The sequence below is a fragment of the Corynebacterium sp. LaCa_282 genome (assembly GCF_057198125.1).
The window spans coordinates 217823-234043 of record NZ_CP191095.1 but is presented as its reverse complement, the minus strand read 5'-3'; the positions used below and the strand labels follow the sequence as shown (position 1 = coordinate 234043).

Below are 16221 nucleotides of genomic sequence, written 5' to 3'. Positions count from 1 at the left end.
AGGATGTCTCGTGACAATGACTGCCCCTGCAACACCGGCTGATGCCAAAGTCATTTCAGGGTATGCCCCAGCATCCACCCAGGTTGACCCCAGTTCCATTGGTCAAGAGCTCAATTCCCTTACCATTTCTCTGCCCACCGGTAATCCATTTGATGAAGTTAAAGAGGGCGAGCTACCGCCAGGGGCATTAAGCGGTTATACCTTCGAATTGGCGCAGGTAGCGGGCCTTGATATTCGTACGCACCAGGGATATACGGATGCACTCAACCTCACTCCCAAAAAAGCACGCGATCTGGGATTTACTGATGTCAAGCGGAAAGAAACCAGCGATGATTCTGGCAAGGTTCGCTTCGAAAATCTCCCCGCGGGTGCGTACCTAATCGAGATAACCCCTCCCCAACGCAGCGGGGAGAAGCATAAGGACATCCGGCCAATGATCGTTGTACTTCCTGCCACGGACAAGGAGGGAAATTGGCTACACGATCTCAAGGTCGTAGCCAAAACCGACGACGGCGGTGGCGATGTCCCTCCACCAACGGATATCCCCGATCCACGGCCGACGCCCACCCCCACCCCTACTCCATCGAAGCCTAATTCGACCCCACCACCTGAGGACACCACGCCTCCGGGGCCGGGATCGGATGGCTCCGAAACAACAGAAACTACGCCTGCTGATACCCCACCAGCAGGTCCTGAGAAACCAAAGCCCAGCCAATTAGCACGAACAGGCGCTTCCGTACTCGGAATCCTTGTTCTGGCTGCTGGCCTCATCGCGGCCGGAATGCTGCTTATCCGTCGAAATAATAAAGGTGACCAATGATGAAAGGGACGACAACAATGCACAGCTTCTCCCGCAAAATGCGGACAAGCGCAGTAGCTGCCTTTACCCTCATGCTGACAGCTGGGGCTGTTCCAGCGGTCACCCCAACCCAATCGGAACACTCCGTCACACCGACTGCTCATGCTCAATCTGCAGTGCGAGCTCCGGTGACAATCAATAACGTTCGCACTGTATACAGCAACGTTTTTTCGGTTCACATGTCGGCCACCCAAGCGATGTCGATGAAGAGGCTGACTCTTAACACCACAGAGAAGTTCTCTACGTATCCACCTGATACAGACAAAGCTCTCACCATCAATGGTACCTCGTATCCTGTGTCCTGGATTTCACCTAACGTAAGATCTACGAATACGCTTACCGTAAATCTTCCGACTGCCATAGACGTACAGCCTGGGACTCCCATTGTTGTCCAATGGCGGGCAGGACAGAAAAATGTCCCTAGGTTGTCTAGTATGACGGCGACCATGGAAGGCACCGAGTTAGCACCACCAGAGCCCCCAGCCGTTGGAAATCCTACAGAGGCGAAAAATTACCGTGCGCTTCCAAACAAAAGAACGTGGGATGCTTGCACCTCAAACGATGGCCTTCTGTATGCAAAGACTTGGTGGGACAATTCAGAAAACACGCGGAAGCATGGCGGCAAAGATGTAAGCGTCGTCGAAGTGACTGTTAACGGTGCTGGCGACCTCACTAATGCTATCAATGCCGCAGATCCACGGCTGCAACTTCGCTTCGGCTCTGGAAGAGCGGGTTGGACGGATCTGAAAAAAGACGTTGATTACACACTGACGGTAAGTAAAAATCGAATCTTTTTTGAACTGAATCAAAAGATGCAACGAGCTGCTTCACACATCGATTCCTTCGATGTCGAAGCTGAGATCCCACTAGACATGGCAAACCCCAATTGCCAAATGACGCTGTGGCACAAGGCTCCCGATTGGTTCGACCGTGACGCAACGGATATCGATATCAATGCACAAGAAACACCACGTCACGAGTTAGACTGGCTGCCAGCATCTTCCCCAAACCCCACCTTGCCGAAGCGCTGTGGGGGAAAGATTGCCCTAGTTTTCGATACCTCCGATTCCATCGCACGAAATAATGGTGCAGGTGTTGTTGCTAGCCGCGATGCCGGATTAAGCGTTATTAACGCGTTACAGGGAACAGGAAGCCAGATGGCGATCTATAATTTTGCTTCGAGTGCAAAGTCCATCCCGGGCATGTCAACAGATACGTTAAGCCTCAATGACAATGGTGATGTACAAAAACTGCGCAGCGCTGTTAATGCCATCGGAGAATATTTTGAACGCAATGGTCGTGGCGGCACCAATTATGAGGCCGGCCTTAACCAGGTCCCCTCCGGAGAGTTCGACGTAGTTTACTTCATCTCTGATGGGCTTCCAACCACAAGCGGGCGAGACTATCCTTTCGGGTTCGACATCGGTACGCTAATCAATCAGAGCGATCTATCCGCAGCGGTTCATGAGGCTAACCGGATCAAAGAGTCCGGCACACGCATCGAAACCGTCATGGTCGGCATAGAACCATTCAACGAGCACATTCTCAAAGATGACTACTTCGGTTTAGGGGCAGTTAAAAACCAAAAGACGCCAAAAGTGCCCAATGTAACAGATGGTATACCGAAACCCTGGCCCTACCAGGACGGCTATGGATACCCGAGTTACTACGGCCAAGCGGATTTCGTACGAGACATTGTCGAGAATGGCAAGGTCTTGATGTGGGATACCACAGATCCGACTACAACCACAGAATACGATATTACGAACCAGCCGGAAGTATGGCGTGCGGGCGTTCGTAATACAAAGTCCATCGGTGCAGACATCTCCAGCGAGGATGCCGTCACTACCGTAGATAACTTCAATAATTTGGTAAATAGACTCAATGAGCTAGTCCTCAATGACTGCTTTGGTTCCATTAACGTAACTAAGCTTGTCCATGGCAAAGACGGCTCAGTGTCACCTGGACAGGATTGGACCTTTGATACCTCTGTTAACGGTGGTCAAGAAGCTATCATCGACGGCGAGGATGGAACTGAGCGTAAAGCACAAGTCACTGATAAAACCGACGAGAACGGACGCTATGGACGGTCCTTGAATCAAGAAAACAGGAAGGGTCAATCCGTCACCGTAGTTGAGCACCAGCAGTCTGGATATAGGCTCCACAAGCAGAACGGCAAGAATGCCGTATGCACGACACGCGTGCGTGAGGGCAACTCGTGGAAGACTAAGGACTCCGAAGTACGCAATATTGACGATGCTCAAAAACCAGGATTCGGCGTGGATGTTCCATTCCGGGGCATCGTCAATTGCACGATTGAAAATTACACCGTTCCGGTAAAAATTGATCTTTCCGTGCAAAAAGTCAGTTTCGAAGACCAGCCACAACCTCTAGCGGGGTCCGAATTCACCCTCAATAAAATGGATGGAGACAATCGTGAACAAGTAGGGGTCCTGCGTGATGGTGCAACGCGGATTTTCGATCTCCAGCCGGGTAATCGCTATGAGCTGGTAGAAACACAAGCACCCTCTGGCTACCAGCTACTTAGCAGCCCGATTTACTTCAACATCGTCGTTGGAGAATCTGGAAAACCAGAGATTGAGATCGAAGGAGGAGCTGAACAGTATCCGGAAATTTCCATCCAGAAAGATGAGAAGGATGCGAACCACTCGGTCATGCAGGTAGCCGATATCCGTAAAGGCGATCTGCCCAATACCGGCGGTCGCGGCTTAGGAGGACTCGCCCTCTTGGCCAGTGTTGTAGCGGCAGCAGCTGTGTTTATTGGACGGCGTGCCTTGAACTAATCACCGTGTTCTTCCGTAGAGCTGTTCCATAACAAAGAGGCCCGCTCATCGTCTTGCAAAATGACGTTGAGCGGGCCTCTTCTGATCTACATCCAGTTCGTTCGTCTCACGGTGGATGGAGAACTGAAAAGATTTTTAGCGCAAGAAGCCTAAGTCAGCTGCGGCAGCGGCAAGCTGGCGGGCACTGCGATCCAAGACACCGGCCCAGGTGCCCATCGATTCCTCGTTGGCGGAATCAGAAACCTGCTTCAGCAAAGTGCAGGGCACGCCGAAGCGCTGGCAGGTTGCTGCGATGGAATAGCCTTCCATATCGCATAGCTGGGACTTTTTCACCAGCTCATTGCGCAGTGCGGTAGTAGAGACAAACATGTCACCGGTGGCTAGCCCGCGTGCCGGAAGCTTGCCAGAGGTATCCAGCTCGATGAATTCTGGCAGGAGGTAACGGCTGATATCGGTCAGAACGTCTAGTTTGAAATCGTGCTTGGTTACTTTATTGATCTCAAAGACGCCATCCATGCCATCGACGAGCGCGCCCGCCGTACCAATATTGACCACGCGCTCAGGCAAAGCATCGTGTGCGCGGGCCTCAGCTAAGACCTCGGTCAGGGAAATCGCCGCTGGAACCGTGCCGATACCGGTAATAAGCAGCGCTTCACTGTCCGGAATGTGTGCAGCTTCGGCATCCACGGCCGCCACGAAGAGGGGTCGTCCAGATAAGTTTTCCATGTGTGCGACGATACCTGCAGTCGAGTCGAGTGACGGAGTCGGCTGCAGCGTTTTATGCCCGTGGTTTGCTTATTTCCCTGGCTCCTTGGATGGGAAGGCTGAAAGCAATAACGCGATTCGGGGAGCAACTGCGTCCCGTCGTGTACGCGATCACGCTATAGTAAGTGCGCAAAGGGCTTCACTGCCATTCTCTTTATTCCTCCCTACACCACCTAAGGGCCCCTCTCTTGAGCAAAACTCAGCCTTCAGAATCTTCGGAACCGACCGGCTCCCCTAAAGGCCGCGGCAAGCGCATCGCCACCGTGGTGATCGCGATCCTCGCGGTCATTGCCCTCGTAGCGGCCAGTACGTGGGCTTATACCGGAACGGCAGAGCCAAAAGATCAGGCGCACGAACCTGCGTTTGGGGATGTCCAATCTTCCAAGCCGTCCTCTGACGTTGCCGACAAGACGGCGGACTCGTCCAGGAAAGAAGACGCGGTCAAAGGTACTGGCAAGGGCTCAGGTTCTGGAGCTAATTCTGATGCTGAGGCCAAACCGGCCGAAAAGAAGAAGGACGCCACTGCGCAGAACGGGGATGCGAACTCTCAGGGACAGAAGGACTCGCAGGCAAAAGCTGGAAGCCAGGAACCGAGCACGGGTGAAAAGTGCGGATCCTATGCTGAAGCCCACATGGGTGGTTTTTATAGGCCCGTGCAAATCTACTGCGATGCCAACTGGCTCTTCGCCGGTGATGAAGGAACTTCCTTCCACACCTTGTACCAGTGGTCCGGGGATACCTGGGCGGCAATTGAAAAGGATGGCAGAAGCTACCCTTCCAACTACCAGTGCTTTAGCGAAGAGAAGCTCTCCAAGGCTGGCGTGCCAAAGGAAATCGTGGAGGATCTGCTGAGGTGTTAAGCCGCTAGCTCATTGGGGTTGGCCGCAGATGTATAAAACAACCGCGTTTCGCTAAAAATTGGGGTGATTTTAGGAGAAACGCGGTTGTTTTGGACAATGTGGCAGGCGGTCAGGGCGTGCGGCACCGCGGCACGTGTGCGGCGCCGAGCGGAGCTTCGGGAGGCCCCCGCGCCGCGAGCGGGCTTGGAATTAGCGCAGGCGGTGGCCCACGAAGCCGGCGGCCAAGGTATTGCCGGAGGATTGGTCAATGAGTAGGAAGTTGCCCACGGCGCCGCGGGCGGCGTAGTCCTCCACGGGCAGTTCGGCCTGGGTCTGGATGGTGATGTGGGCGATATCGTTCATGGCCACGGTCTCGGGGTCTTCTACGTCGGCCACGCCATCGAGATCCAAGGTACGAGCAATGGTAGCGATGCGGGCTTTGACCAAAGAGGAACCATAGCGCAGCTTCACCATCTGACCGGGCTTGAGATCCTTTTCGGTCAAGCCGACCACCGTGGCGTCGAATTCCCGGGTGGCTTCGGGACGCTGGGAGCCGGCGAGGAGATCGCCGCGGGTGAGATCGATGGCATCGGCAAGCAGGAGCGTCACCGAATCGCCGGCGGCGGCCGACGACGCCGGGCCATCGGCAGTGTCGATCTGGGTGACGGTGCTGGTGCGGCCTTCGGGCAGGTGCACCGTATCACCCACGGAGATGGACCCGGCCTTCACGCGGCCGGCGTAGCCGCGGTAATCGGTGGCGTGCTCGCGAATGACGTACTGGATGGGAAAGCGAAAGTCCAGCTCATCGGCGCGGCCGGTGGCGACGGGGATAGTCTCGAGCACCTCGAGGACGGTGGGGCCGGTGTACCAATCCATGGTGGTAGAGCGCTCGACCACGTTATCGCCCTTGAGCGCGGAAATGGGCACGACGGTGGTATCGGTAATGTCCAGGCGCTGCGCAATCTTATGGAATTCGGCCTCGATATCGCGGAAGACCTGCTCGTCATAGTCCACGAGGTCGATTTTGTTGACCGCGAGGACGACGTGGCGCACGCCCAGGAGCGCGGCCACGTTGAGGTGGCGGCGGGTTTGTTCGACGACGCCGTGGCGGGCATCGATAAGCAGCACCACTACCTGCGAAGTGGACATGCCGGTGACCGTATTGCGGGTGTACTGCACGTGGCCGGGGGTATCGGCGAGGATGAAGGTGCGCTTATCGGTGGCGAAGTAGCGGTAGGCCACGTCGATGGTAATGCCTTGCTCGCGCTCGGCGCGCAGGCCATCGACAAGCAGGGAAAGGTCCATGCCGTCGAAGCCGCGATCGGAAGAGGAGCGCTCCATGGACTCAACCTGGTCCGCGAGTACGGACTTGGTGTCATAGAGCAGACGTCCGACGAAGGTGGATTTGCCGTCATCAACGGAGCCGGCGGTGCACAGGCGCAGGGTATCGCGCTGTTTGAGGGCGCCGACATTCGGCGCGAGGGTAGTCGTCATCAGAAGTAGCCTTCCTTCTTGCGGTCTTCCATGGCGGATTCAGAAAGTTTGTCATCGGCGCGGGTGGCGCCGCGCTCAGACAGGGTGGAAATGGAGATTTCCGCGAGCACCTCATCGGGGCTGGAGGCGGTGGAGTCGACGGCACCGGTGCAGGACATATCGCCGACGGTGCGGTAGCGCACGGTGCGGGTCTCTAGCTGCTCATCGTCTTGCGGTCCGCCCCATTCACCTGGCGAAAGCCACATGCCGCCGCGGTTGAAGACCTCGCGCTGGTGCGAATAATAAATGGGCGGCAGCTCAAGCTCGCGCGCGCCGATGTATTCCCAAATATCGGATTCGGTCCAGTTAGAAATGGGAAAGACGCGCACGTTCTCGCCGGCCATCTTGCCGCCGTTGTACAGGTCCCACAGCTCGGGGCGCTGGCGGCGCGGGTCCCAGCCACCGAAGGAATCGCGGATGGAAAAGATGCGTTCCTTGGCGCGGGCGCGCTCCTCATCGCGGCGGGCCCCGCCCAGCACGGCGTCGTACTCGCGCTTGGCGATGGTCTCTACCAGCGGCACCGACTGCAGCGGGTTGCGCGTTCCATCGGGCCGTTCCTGCAGCTCGCCACTATCGATCCAGTCTTGGACGTGGGCGACGTGGAGGCGGGCACCGGATTCCGCGACTAGGTCATCGCGGAATTTGATGACTTCGGGGAAGTTATGACCGGTATCCACGTGGAGCAATTCAAAAGGCACCGTGGCCGGGGCGAAGGCGCGGCGGGCCAGCTCGAAGACGACAACGGAGTCCTTGCCACCGGAAAAGAGGATGCCTACCTTATCGAATTGCCCGGCTACCTCGCGCAGGATGTGGATGGATTCATTTTCTAGGTCTTGTAGGTGTGGGGAAAGTGTGCTCATTATTCGTGTAACCCGCATTCTGTCTTGCCATCTGCAAATACTCGCCCGGAGCGGGCGTCCTCGCCCTCGCCGACTGGGAAGGTCAACGGCGCATCGCCGATGGACCGGTATCCCTGCAGGGTCAGCGGGTGGATGATGAGGTCGTTTTCTGCGATGTACTGATCGGTATCGTCCAAGTCCCAGGTAATGATCGGCGAAATCTTTAGCCGCCCAGTGCGGTCCAGGCTGAGTGCTGGGGCGTGGGCGCGGTGCTCGGAATCGGCCCGGCGCAGCCCGGTCACCCATCCGGCATAAGGATCCATGGCCATATTCAGCGGCTCGACCTTGCGCATGCGGTTATAGGCGGCGGTATCGCGCGCGTAGAGGCGCGGGCCGTAGACCTCGTCTTGCTCTTCGGGGCTCAGCAGCGGCAGCACGCGGACTAGGGGCAGATCCGGGTAGCGCTTGTCCACCTCTTCGGCCACCTGGAGGGTCTCCGGGAAGTGCCAGCCGGTATCGATGAAAAGCAGGTCAGCAGCGAGCCCGGCGCGGTGGGAGAGCTCTGCCAGCACGGTGTTTTCCATGGACATCGTCACCGCTAACCGGCCGGGGGCGTGCTCGGCGGCCCACTCGGTGATGCTTTCTGCGGATTCGGCGTAGAGCTTATCCGCCCACGTGTCCACTAGCTGTTCATTGCGCGCGGCCACCTCGGCGGGAAGCGGCGCGGTATCGCGCGTGCCTTCGGGCGAGATATGGGGATCGCGGAAGGAGTGTCCACCATCCAGCAGGTTCGTCGTTGGGTTCATGAGCTCACACACTAGGCAACCGCGGTAGCTCACGCAGCACGTTTTTCTGGAAAGGGCGCTGAGCTTGGCCGAAGGGAAGAATAAAATGTTTTATTTCTGAACCAAGCTGACTAGATTTATAGACAATGTAGTCTATTGCGGGCCGGCCGAACTCGCCCGAGGAGGAACTTTTATGCAGCGTGTCGCCATCATTGGGGAAGGTCCTGCCGCCTTATCCGCCGTGGAAAGACTCCTGAGCGCCGGCATGTGCGTAGACCTCATCTCAGAAAAAACTGCACCGTTCGGTCTACTTCGCCGCTTTGCGGGGCTTGCCGGCGTGGTTGATGAGGCCGTGCCGCACGAGTGCGCACCGGGTACTACCCCGCGGCTGCGCTTGCTAGGAAACGTGCGCGTGGGAGTAGACGGCGATATCACCCATAACGAGGTCCACCAGCTGGCCGCCCACGGGGACCGCGAGCTCATCGTCATGGAATTAAAGGCCCGCGGTATTCCCGTCACCACGTGGGAGGGACTGTGCACGCCGATCACGGATTTTGAGGACTGGACTAGCGTCATCGCCCGGGCGCAGCTGGCGCACGTCTTGGTCTAGGTTCGCCCTTACGGTCAGGTGCCTAAATATAAAAACCGTTCGCCCCATCTGCGCCCACCAGATATGCTTGCTGGTTAATCCCTATTCTCCCTCGAAAGAAGCGCAGGTTTATGGATCTAGTCCGAATCCTTTTTACCCGCTCGGCGCCCTATACGCCCTATGTCCTAGCGGTACTTATCCTGCAGGCGCTGTCCACCGCGGCTACCCTGTATCTGCCGTCCTTGAACGCCAAAATCATCGATGAGGGCGTGTCCAAGGGCGATATCGACTATATCTGGCACACCGGCGCGATCATGCTGATTGTGGCCTTTGTCCAGGTCATTACCGCCATCGGCGCGGTGTGGTGCGGCAGCCGCACCGCCATGGGCGTGGGCCGGGATCTGCGCAGCGAGGTCTTCCGCAAGGTCACCACGTTTTCTGCAGAAGATATGAGCGAGTTCGGCACGCCCACGCTTATTACCCGCGGCACGAATGACGTGCAGCAGGTGCAGATGGTCTACATGATGATGCTGAACTTCATGGTCACAGCGCCCATTATGTCCATCGGCGGCATCATCATGGCCATCCGGGAGGACGCCGGACTGTCCTGGTTGGTGTGGGTTTCTGTCGCGGTGCTGCTCGGCACCATCTCCGTCCTCATCGCGCGGCTCATGCCGCTTTTTCGTGCCATGCAGGACAAGCTGGATACCATCAACGGCACCCTGCGCGAGCAGATCACCGGCATCCGCGTCGTGCGCGCCTTTGTGCGCGAGGCCTATGAAACTGAACGCTTTACCAAGGCCAATAAGGACATTACCCAGCTTTCGCTGAAAATCGGCCAGCTCTTTGTCCTCATGTTCCCGCTTATCACCGTCGTCTTGAACGTTGCCACGGGCGCCGTGCTGTGGTTCGGTGGCCAGCGCGTGGATGCCGGGCTTGTCGATGTCGGCGGGCTCACCGCCTTCCTCCAGTACCTGCTGCAAATCCTCGCCGCCGTCATGATGGGCACGTTTATGGCGATGATGCTCCCGCGCGCCCTCGTGTGTGCCCGCCGCATCACCGGGGTCTTAAGCCACGAGCCGTCCATTACCCCGCCGAAGGATACCGTCACCCCGGCGACCAATTCCGGCACCGTGGAGTTTCGCAATGTCAGCTTCTCCTATGCCGGCGCGGATGCCCCGGTGCTAGAGGATATTTCCTTTACCGCCCCTCCCGGCACCACCACCGCGATCATCGGTTCTACCGGCGCGGGCAAGACCACGCTCCTCTCCCTCATCCCGCGCCTGTACGTCCCGAGCGAAGGCGAGGTGCTTATCGATGCCACCCCTACCACCTCCCTCTCCCGCCCCGACATCGTCAGCCGCGTCTCGCTGGTGCCACAAAAGGCCTACCTGTTTAGCGGCACGGTGGCCTCCAACCTGCGGTTGGGCCGCCCCGAGGCCACCGACGATGAGCTATGGGAGGCGCTGCGCGTGGCACAGGCGGACTTCGTCGATGACCTGGACATGCCCATCGCACAGGGCGGTACCAATGTATCGGGCGGGCAGCGCCAGCGCCTATCCATCGCCCGCATGCTCGTGGCCCAGCCACGCATTTATCTCTTTGATGATTCCTTTTCCGCGCTGGATGTGGTCACAGATGCCAATGTGCGCGCCGCCATGCACCAGTCCTTTGCCCAGCGCGGCGAGGCCGTGACCACCATCATCGTGGCCCAGCGCGTGGCCTCCATCCAGGATGCCGATCAGATTTTGGTCATCGATAAAGGACGGATTGTCGCCCGCGGCACCCACGCCGAGCTGCTGAAATCCTCGGGCGTGTACCAGGAAATCGTTGAATCCCAAGAAACCGCCGGAGTAACTGGAGGAGAGCACTAATGGCCAAGGACACCACACGAGACTCCTCCGCCGAGGACGCCGAGCTCCAGGAGCTTGAGGCCAAGCTCGCCGCCGATGAATGGTCCGGATCCGCACCGCGTCAGGCCAAGAATTTCTGGCCCTCTGCCAAGCGCTTGCTGCTCCTACTCATGCCCTATAAGCGCATGCTGGCGGTAGTGGCGGCGATGAACATAGTCTGCGTCTTCCTCGCGGTCTTTGCCCCTAAGATCTTGGGTGATGCCATGGACGTCATCTTCTCTGGCGTCATCGCCCGCGAGCTGCCGTCTGACATCTCGGCGCAACAGGCCATCGACGGCATGCGCGCCCAAGGCCAAGATCAGGTGGCCGATATGGCCTCCGGCATGGATTTCATTCCCGGCGAGGGCATCGACTTTACCCGCTTGGGCACGCTTATCATCGCGGTGATCGCGATGTACATCGTCTCTGCCGCCTTCGAGCTCTGGCAGGGGCTCATCTTAAACCGCCTGACCATCGACACGGTCTACGAGCTGCGCCAGCGCGTGGAAGCCAAGGTGCATGCGCTGCCGTTGAATTACTTCGATTCCAACCAGCGCGGCGATATCCTCTCGCGCACCACCAATGACATCGACAATGTGCAACAAGCCCTCCAACAGGCGTTGTCCCAGCTGTTTTATAACATCCTGATGATCCTGGGCATCACCGTGATGATGCTGAGCATCTCTTGGCGGCTCGCCCTGGTAGCACTCTTGGCGCTCCCGCTAACCGCGCTGATCATCGGGGTCATCGGCGGGCGCTCGCAGCGCCAATTCAAAACCCAGTGGCGCGCTACCGGCCAGCTCAATGGCCAGGTGGAAGAGTCCTTCTCCGGCCACGACTTAGGCATCGTCTTTGGCCGCACGGAGGATATGACGCGCCAATTTGATGAGCGCAATGACGAGCTCTTCCGCTCCTCCGCGCTGGCGCAATTCCTCTCCGGCATCATGATGCCCATCATGCAATTCGTGTCCTACCTGTCTTATGTGGCCATCGCCGTGCTTGGCGGCCTGCGCGTGGCCAACGGGCAGATGACCCTGGGCCAGGCCACCGCCTTTATCCAGTACTCCCGCGAATTTAACCAGCCGCTGGGCCAATTGGGCGGAATGATGCAACAGGTACAATCCGGCGTGGCCTCAGCCGAGCGCGTCTTCGAATTCCTCGACGCGGAAGAACAATCGCTGGAGACCACAAGCGATGAGTTGGTGGGCCGCGCCCGCGGCCGCGTGGAGTTCCAGGACGTTGCCTTTTCCTATTCTCCGGAGAAGGAGCTTATCACCGGGCTCAACTTGTGCGTGGAACCGGGGCAAACCGCGGCGATCGTAGGCCCCACCGGCGCGGGCAAGACCACCATGGTCAATCTGCTCATGCGCTTTTATGACATCGATTCAGGCCGCATTCTTATCGATGGCCACGATACCGCTCATATGCCCCGCACCGCCCTGCGCTCCCAAGTGGGCATGGTGCTACAAGATGCCGTCCTCTTTGAGGGCACCATCATGGACAATATCCGCTACGGCCGGCTCGATGCCACGGATGATGAGGTCATCGCCGCGGCCAAGGCCACCTACGTGGATCGCTTCGTGCACTCCCTACCGGAGGGCTATGACACCGTCATCGACCAAGATGGCGGCGCCATCTCCGCCGGCGAACGCCAGTTGATTACCATCGCCCGCGCCTTTTTGGCCCAGCCCGCACTGCTCATCTTGGATGAGGCGACCTCGTCCGTGGATACCCGCACCGAGGTGCTCGTCCAGGAGGCCATGAATGCCCTGCGCGCCGAGCGCACCTCTTTCGTCATCGCCCACCGCTTGTCCACCATCCGGGATGCTGACCTGATCTTGGTGATGGAAAACGGCAGCATAGTCGAGCAAGGCTCCCACGAAGAGCTGCTGCGCGCCCAGAGCACTTATTGGCGCCTGCACCAATCGCAGTTCAACGATTCTTAAGGGAGCGCTGCTGCATGATTACCTCACTGTGAGTTGGACTTGCGGGGCGTGCAGATTCGCGCCTTGCAGGTTAACCAGCTCCATGGTGACGTCTTGCAGCGAAATGCGCTCCATCAGGGGATTGGGAATAGGGGCATCGGGGACTGCGTGCGGAGCAGGAACGCCCAACTGATCAAGTACGGCATTGATATCCTCGTTGTCCAAATCCACGTTCACCGGAATGGTGGGATGGTCTACCACCGCGGGGGTTGTCTGCAGCCCGGTCGCCAGCACGGTTACTGGTCCATCAGTAACGGTGGTTTCCACATCACCGGTAGTCAGTTTTCCCTGTCCCACAACACTAGGAAGGGTAAGGGCGAGATTTCGCGCAGCAAGTTTATCACCCACCAGCTTGAGCGCTCGCTGCTCGCCCTGTGCCGTTTGCACCGTAACGAGCGAGGCTGTCACGTTTCCGGTCAGCGTGACATTATCAGCGGTGACAGTACTAAGTTCAGACTGTGCCAAGGCCAAATCTTCCTGCGCGCGGGTTTTCTCAGGATGGTTGACCACGCACACTGCCATAAAAACGCAGAGCACCGCGAGCGCACTTGCTTTTAACGCGCGAGGGGAAGGGCCTTGCGATAGCGAGACTAGTCTGAATAGCCTCATGCGGAAACCGCCACCTCTTTCGCCTCGGACTTTTTCTTATTCGACACCTTCTGCCGATCCTGCGGCTGCCAAGCAAAGGCGAGTGCACCGCCGATAATGCCCAACAGGCTACCGATGAGAAAGCCGCCAAGGTTTGAGGTGGGCAGCGCAATAATGGCTACAAGTATGCCCAAAACACCCAAGTAAGTCGAGGTCTCCTGCCTAAACCAAGAGCCTAAGCCAAACATAATAAGTGCTACGCCAATGAGCAGAGTGGATACCCCAGAAACCGTAGAAATCATCACCAAAAGATCAGAAATACGCACAGTAATATAGGCGGGCGCGGCGATGGCGATTCCAGACAGGATAAGTAGCAGTCCACCGGCAAAGGGGCGGCGCTTGCGCCAGTGCTTAAACCGCTTCCACCGGCTCTGCTTGGTTGCTACTTGGGCAATAGCTTCGTCGTTCGCCATAGAAGCATGAGCCTCATTGGCACTTTTGACTGCGTCCGCCACCGACTGCGAAGGCTCTTTTGCCGCGTTGCCCGCCGCACTTGCAATCCCAGCAGTTCCTTCCATAGATTCAGCGGTTTCGGCACCATTATCGGGGTCAGTCACCGCAGGCATGCGCAAAGTCTCATCATCAGAGGACTTAGCAGGCATTGTTATTGCTTCCCCTCTTCACTGTCACGGTCACTCCGGAAGCAGCGAGCTTTTCCGCTCCGACCGAGGTCGTTCGAATATCATCTGCGCTCAAGGTCACCTTCTGCGCATACAGGCCCCATGAGCCTGGATCTGCTTTGTCATTAACCTGACTTGCATCGACTCCCACGTTGGCGTTGGTCAGATCCAGCTCTCCCTTAATGTCGGTCGCACCGACCAATAGGTTTCTGACCTCCACGCTGTCATCTCCGTTCGCACGGAGAGCAAAGGTGGTCTCGCCCACACCAGGAACATCCGGAAGATTGGCGGATAAGCATAGGTTAGAAGCCACGGCATGTTCGAACTTCAAGCGTGCGGCCGGAATGGTTTCCTCTCCCATTTGATCTCTATCAACAAAGATCGACAGGCCTTCACCTTCAAGGTGGCTCATATTTACCTTAAAAAAGGTTCCCGATAGGGCAATATTGGCAGTCAAACCACCCTGGGCTACCGCAAAACCTGTAACGCCGAATGCCGCGAGACCTGCAGCCAGAGCGGCCGCAAACTTTGGAATGCTTATTCTGCCCATGAAGGCACCTTTCTTTGAAAGATTACAAAGCGAAGAAACACGCCTAAAGACATCGTTTCTTCCCTGTCACCGGTGACCCATTTAAATAGGTCCCCAGTTTCCGTCTCATCCAATGCGAAAGCATCTCCGAAGGAAACATAAATCCTTGTGAGTTCTTCCAAACGACAGCACTAAATGAGATACAGAACACAAAGACTAAGGGGTTATTGCCAAGATCGCAATCCTCGACCCTAGGTTTGCCGTACAAAATCTTGGAACTCTAAGCGGTTCAAGCCAGTACACTGGCCATATTTAACCCACCTCACTACACCCCCAAATTTGTGGTTTAGGCAACAGTCCAAATGTGGCGTGTGTTACGCTACACAGCATTCAATATCAATCGAAACCAGGGAGGGCTAAAATGTCCAACTCGCTTAATGCCAGTGCATACCAAGCTCCGGAGGACAACGACCAGAACAACTCCGCTGCCCCGAGTAAGGAAAAGGAGTCGAAGCGCGAACTCCGGCGCGCCCCCTTAGGTCCAGATTCCCTGCTGTGGAAGTGGGGATCGGATAACCGCCTGCAGCTGCTGCGCGGATATACCGGCATTTTGCAGAATATGCACCCGGCCATCGGGCAATCCCTCCTGGATCACTCGAAGTTCTTCGACGAGCCATTCGCCCGCCTGCAGCGCTCCACGCCGCAGATTATTCAGTCCATCTATGACGACGGGGACATCGGCGAGCGCATCCGCGATTATCACGTCACCATTAAGGGCACGCTGAAAAATGGCGAGCGCTACCACTCTCTAAATCCAGAGACCTACTACTGGGCACATGCGACCTTTGTCTACCGTGTCATCTACGCACAAGACCTTTTCGGCACCCCGTTCACCAAGGAAGAGCGCGACCAAATCGTCCGCGAAGGCGTGACGTGGTGGGATAAGTACGGCATGTCTGAGCGTCCGGTCATCGATAACTACGATGACTTAATCAAATACATGGACGAGATGGCAGATACCGTCCTCGAACGCAATGAGACCGTTGACTTCGCACTACGTACTGCACGCGTAGAACCAGTCAAGGCTCCGGAAGGTGTTCCAGAGGCCGTGTGGAAAGTTATCTGGAAGCCGATTATGCGCAGCGCCATCTGGTTGACGGTGGCCACCTTGCCCCAGAAGTACCGCGATATCTTGGATCTCAAGTGGTCCAAGCGCGATCAAAAGCGCTTCGACCGCATTGCCAAGTCCGTCCGCTTCATCATGGATCACCTGCCAGAGGACAAGCGCTACATGGAGCCGGGTCGCTCCCTGATGATCAAAAACGGCATGATCGAGGGCAAGTACAAGGAGCCGAAGAAGATTCAAGGCTACAACGCCGCCCAGGCTAAGGACTCTGCGGCCACCGCAGAATCTACCGACAAGCCGGATTCCGATGATGCAGTAGCCGCACGCCGTGCAGCCGGCTGTCCATTCTAAAACACACCGGCTTCTTCATTGTTCGTGGGCTTTAAGCTCACGAACCTTTTCATTAAT

General features: G+C 57.3%; 14 protein-coding genes. 7 read left to right on the top strand and 7 right to left on the bottom strand.

Annotated features, from left to right (window positions below; genetic code table 11):
- The first annotated feature begins 16 nt into the window (after positions 1-16).
- Both ACP8KU_RS01085 and ACP8KU_RS01080 read left to right on the top strand, forming a co-directional pair.
- Positions 17-820, top strand: coding sequence for a pilin N-terminal domain-containing protein (locus ACP8KU_RS01085; protein WP_484483830.1), 804 nt, complete (start codon positions 17-19; stop codon positions 818-820).
- A gap of 473 nt (positions 821-1293) precedes the next feature.
- The gene (locus ACP8KU_RS01080) at positions 1294-3663 is read left to right on the top strand and encodes a SpaA isopeptide-forming pilin-related protein (RefSeq protein ID WP_484483829.1); all 2370 of its coding nucleotides are present in this window, start codon (positions 1294-1296) and stop codon (positions 3661-3663) included.
- Between the two features lie 135 nt (positions 3664-3798).
- Here ACP8KU_RS01080 and ACP8KU_RS01075 read toward each other — a convergent pair whose 3' ends face one another.
- Positions 3799-4389 carry a nucleosidase gene (locus ACP8KU_RS01075; protein WP_484483828.1) on the bottom strand — a complete coding sequence of 197 codons (591 nt, stop codon included), beginning with the start codon at positions 4387-4389 and terminating at the stop codon, positions 3799-3801.
- A gap of 227 nt (positions 4390-4616) precedes the next feature.
- Between ACP8KU_RS01075 and ACP8KU_RS01070 the strand changes: the two genes are divergently transcribed.
- A complete protein-coding gene (locus ACP8KU_RS01070; RefSeq protein ID WP_284631674.1) occupies positions 4617-5288 on the top strand; it encodes a hypothetical protein in 672 nt (223 codons plus the stop codon).
- A 189-nt stretch (positions 5289-5477) separates the two neighbouring features.
- Here the strand turns inward: ACP8KU_RS01070 and ACP8KU_RS01065 are convergent, their stop codons facing one another.
- The 3 genes from ACP8KU_RS01065 to ACP8KU_RS01055 are packed head-to-tail and all read right to left on the bottom strand — an operon-like array spanning position 5478 to position 8445.
- Entirely contained in the window at positions 5478-6761 is a 1284-nt protein-coding gene (locus ACP8KU_RS01065; RefSeq protein ID WP_284631675.1) for a sulfate adenylyltransferase subunit 1, read from the bottom strand.
- Complete coding sequence (gene cysD / locus ACP8KU_RS01060) at positions 6761-7660, bottom strand: sulfate adenylyltransferase subunit CysD (RefSeq protein ID WP_284610898.1); 900 nt, start codon at positions 7658-7660, stop codon at positions 6761-6763. Before cysD ends, ACP8KU_RS01065 begins: the two co-directional genes overlap by 1 nt.
- A complete protein-coding gene (locus ACP8KU_RS01055) occupies positions 7660-8445 on the bottom strand; it encodes a phosphoadenylyl-sulfate reductase (protein WP_284611542.1) in 786 nt (261 codons plus the stop codon). The genes cysD and ACP8KU_RS01055 overlap by 1 nt, the downstream gene beginning before the upstream one ends.
- A 172-nt stretch (positions 8446-8617) precedes the next feature.
- Here ACP8KU_RS01055 and ACP8KU_RS01050 point away from each other — a divergent pair, with 172 nt between their 5' ends.
- The 3 genes from ACP8KU_RS01050 to ACP8KU_RS01040 all read left to right on the top strand — a co-directional run bounded on the left by ACP8KU_RS01050 (position 8618) and on the right by ACP8KU_RS01040 (position 12851).
- A complete protein-coding gene (locus ACP8KU_RS01050; RefSeq protein WP_023018068.1) occupies positions 8618-9034 on the top strand; it encodes a hypothetical protein in 417 nt (138 codons plus the stop codon).
- A 110-nt stretch (positions 9035-9144) separates the two neighbouring features.
- Entirely contained in the window at positions 9145-10887 is a 1743-nt protein-coding gene (locus ACP8KU_RS01045; protein ID WP_484483827.1) for an ABC transporter ATP-binding protein, read from the top strand.
- Positions 10887-12851: an ABC transporter ATP-binding protein gene (locus tag ACP8KU_RS01040; protein ID WP_484483826.1), complete on the top strand. Its 1965-nt coding sequence runs from the start codon at positions 10887-10889 to the stop codon at positions 12849-12851. Before ACP8KU_RS01045 ends, ACP8KU_RS01040 begins: the two co-directional genes overlap by 1 nt.
- A gap of 18 nt (positions 12852-12869) precedes the next feature.
- On the opposite strand, the gene ACP8KU_RS01035 is transcribed toward ACP8KU_RS01040, so the two are convergent.
- The 3 genes from ACP8KU_RS01035 to ACP8KU_RS01025 are packed head-to-tail and all read right to left on the bottom strand — an operon-like array spanning position 12870 to position 14708.
- Entirely contained in the window at positions 12870-13499 is a 630-nt protein-coding gene (locus tag ACP8KU_RS01035) for a hypothetical protein (protein ID WP_023029329.1), read from the bottom strand.
- Entirely contained in the window at positions 13496-14140 is a 645-nt protein-coding gene (locus tag ACP8KU_RS01030; protein ID WP_284631681.1) for a DUF6114 domain-containing protein, read from the bottom strand. Before ACP8KU_RS01030 ends, ACP8KU_RS01035 begins: the two co-directional genes overlap by 4 nt.
- Positions 14130-14708, bottom strand: coding sequence for a DUF6230 family protein (locus tag ACP8KU_RS01025; RefSeq protein WP_005279354.1), 579 nt, complete (start codon positions 14706-14708; stop codon positions 14130-14132). The genes ACP8KU_RS01030 and ACP8KU_RS01025 overlap by 11 nt, the downstream gene beginning before the upstream one ends.
- A gap of 400 nt (positions 14709-15108) precedes the next feature.
- Here ACP8KU_RS01025 and ACP8KU_RS01020 point away from each other — a divergent pair, with 400 nt between their 5' ends.
- Positions 15109-16164 (top strand): oxygenase MpaB family protein, encoded by a 1056-nt coding sequence (locus tag ACP8KU_RS01020; protein WP_023018073.1) that lies wholly within the window; start codon positions 15109-15111, stop codon positions 16162-16164.
- Positions 16165-16221: the final 57 nt, after the last annotated feature.

What these genes read in the sequence shown, in the direction of transcription:
- ACP8KU_RS01045 (WP_484483827.1), top strand. Translation starts at nt 9,145, where the DNA reads ATGGATCTAGTCCGAATCCTTTTTACCCGCTCGGCGCCCTATACGCCC.
- cysD (WP_284610898.1), bottom strand. Translation starts at nt 7,660, where the DNA reads ATGAGCACACTTTCCCCACACCTACAAGACCTAGAAAATGAATCCATC.
- ACP8KU_RS01020 (WP_023018073.1), top strand. Translation starts at nt 15,109, where the DNA reads ATGTCCAACTCGCTTAATGCCAGTGCATACCAAGCTCCGGAGGACAAC.
- ACP8KU_RS01030 (WP_284631681.1), bottom strand. Translation starts at nt 14,140, where the DNA reads ATGCCTGCTAAGTCCTCTGATGATGAGACTTTGCGCATGCCTGCGGTG.
- ACP8KU_RS01080 (WP_484483829.1), top strand. Translation starts at nt 1,294, where the DNA reads ATGACGGCGACCATGGAAGGCACCGAGTTAGCACCACCAGAGCCCCCA.
- ACP8KU_RS01050 (WP_023018068.1), top strand. Translation starts at nt 8,618, where the DNA reads ATGCAGCGTGTCGCCATCATTGGGGAAGGTCCTGCCGCCTTATCCGCC.
- ACP8KU_RS01025 (WP_005279354.1), bottom strand. Translation starts at nt 14,708, where the DNA reads ATGGGCAGAATAAGCATTCCAAAGTTTGCGGCCGCTCTGGCTGCAGGT.
- ACP8KU_RS01075 (WP_484483828.1), bottom strand. Translation starts at nt 4,389, where the DNA reads ATGGAAAACTTATCTGGACGACCCCTCTTCGTGGCGGCCGTGGATGCC.
- ACP8KU_RS01085 (WP_484483830.1), top strand. Translation starts at nt 17, where the DNA reads ATGACTGCCCCTGCAACACCGGCTGATGCCAAAGTCATTTCAGGGTAT.
- ACP8KU_RS01065 (WP_284631675.1), bottom strand. Translation starts at nt 6,761, where the DNA reads ATGACGACTACCCTCGCGCCGAATGTCGGCGCCCTCAAACAGCGCGAT.
- ACP8KU_RS01055 (WP_284611542.1), bottom strand. Translation starts at nt 8,445, where the DNA reads ATGAACCCAACGACGAACCTGCTGGATGGTGGACACTCCTTCCGCGAT.
- ACP8KU_RS01035 (WP_023029329.1), bottom strand. Translation starts at nt 13,499, where the DNA reads ATGAGGCTATTCAGACTAGTCTCGCTATCGCAAGGCCCTTCCCCTCGC.
- ACP8KU_RS01040 (WP_484483826.1), top strand. Translation starts at nt 10,887, where the DNA reads ATGGCCAAGGACACCACACGAGACTCCTCCGCCGAGGACGCCGAGCTC.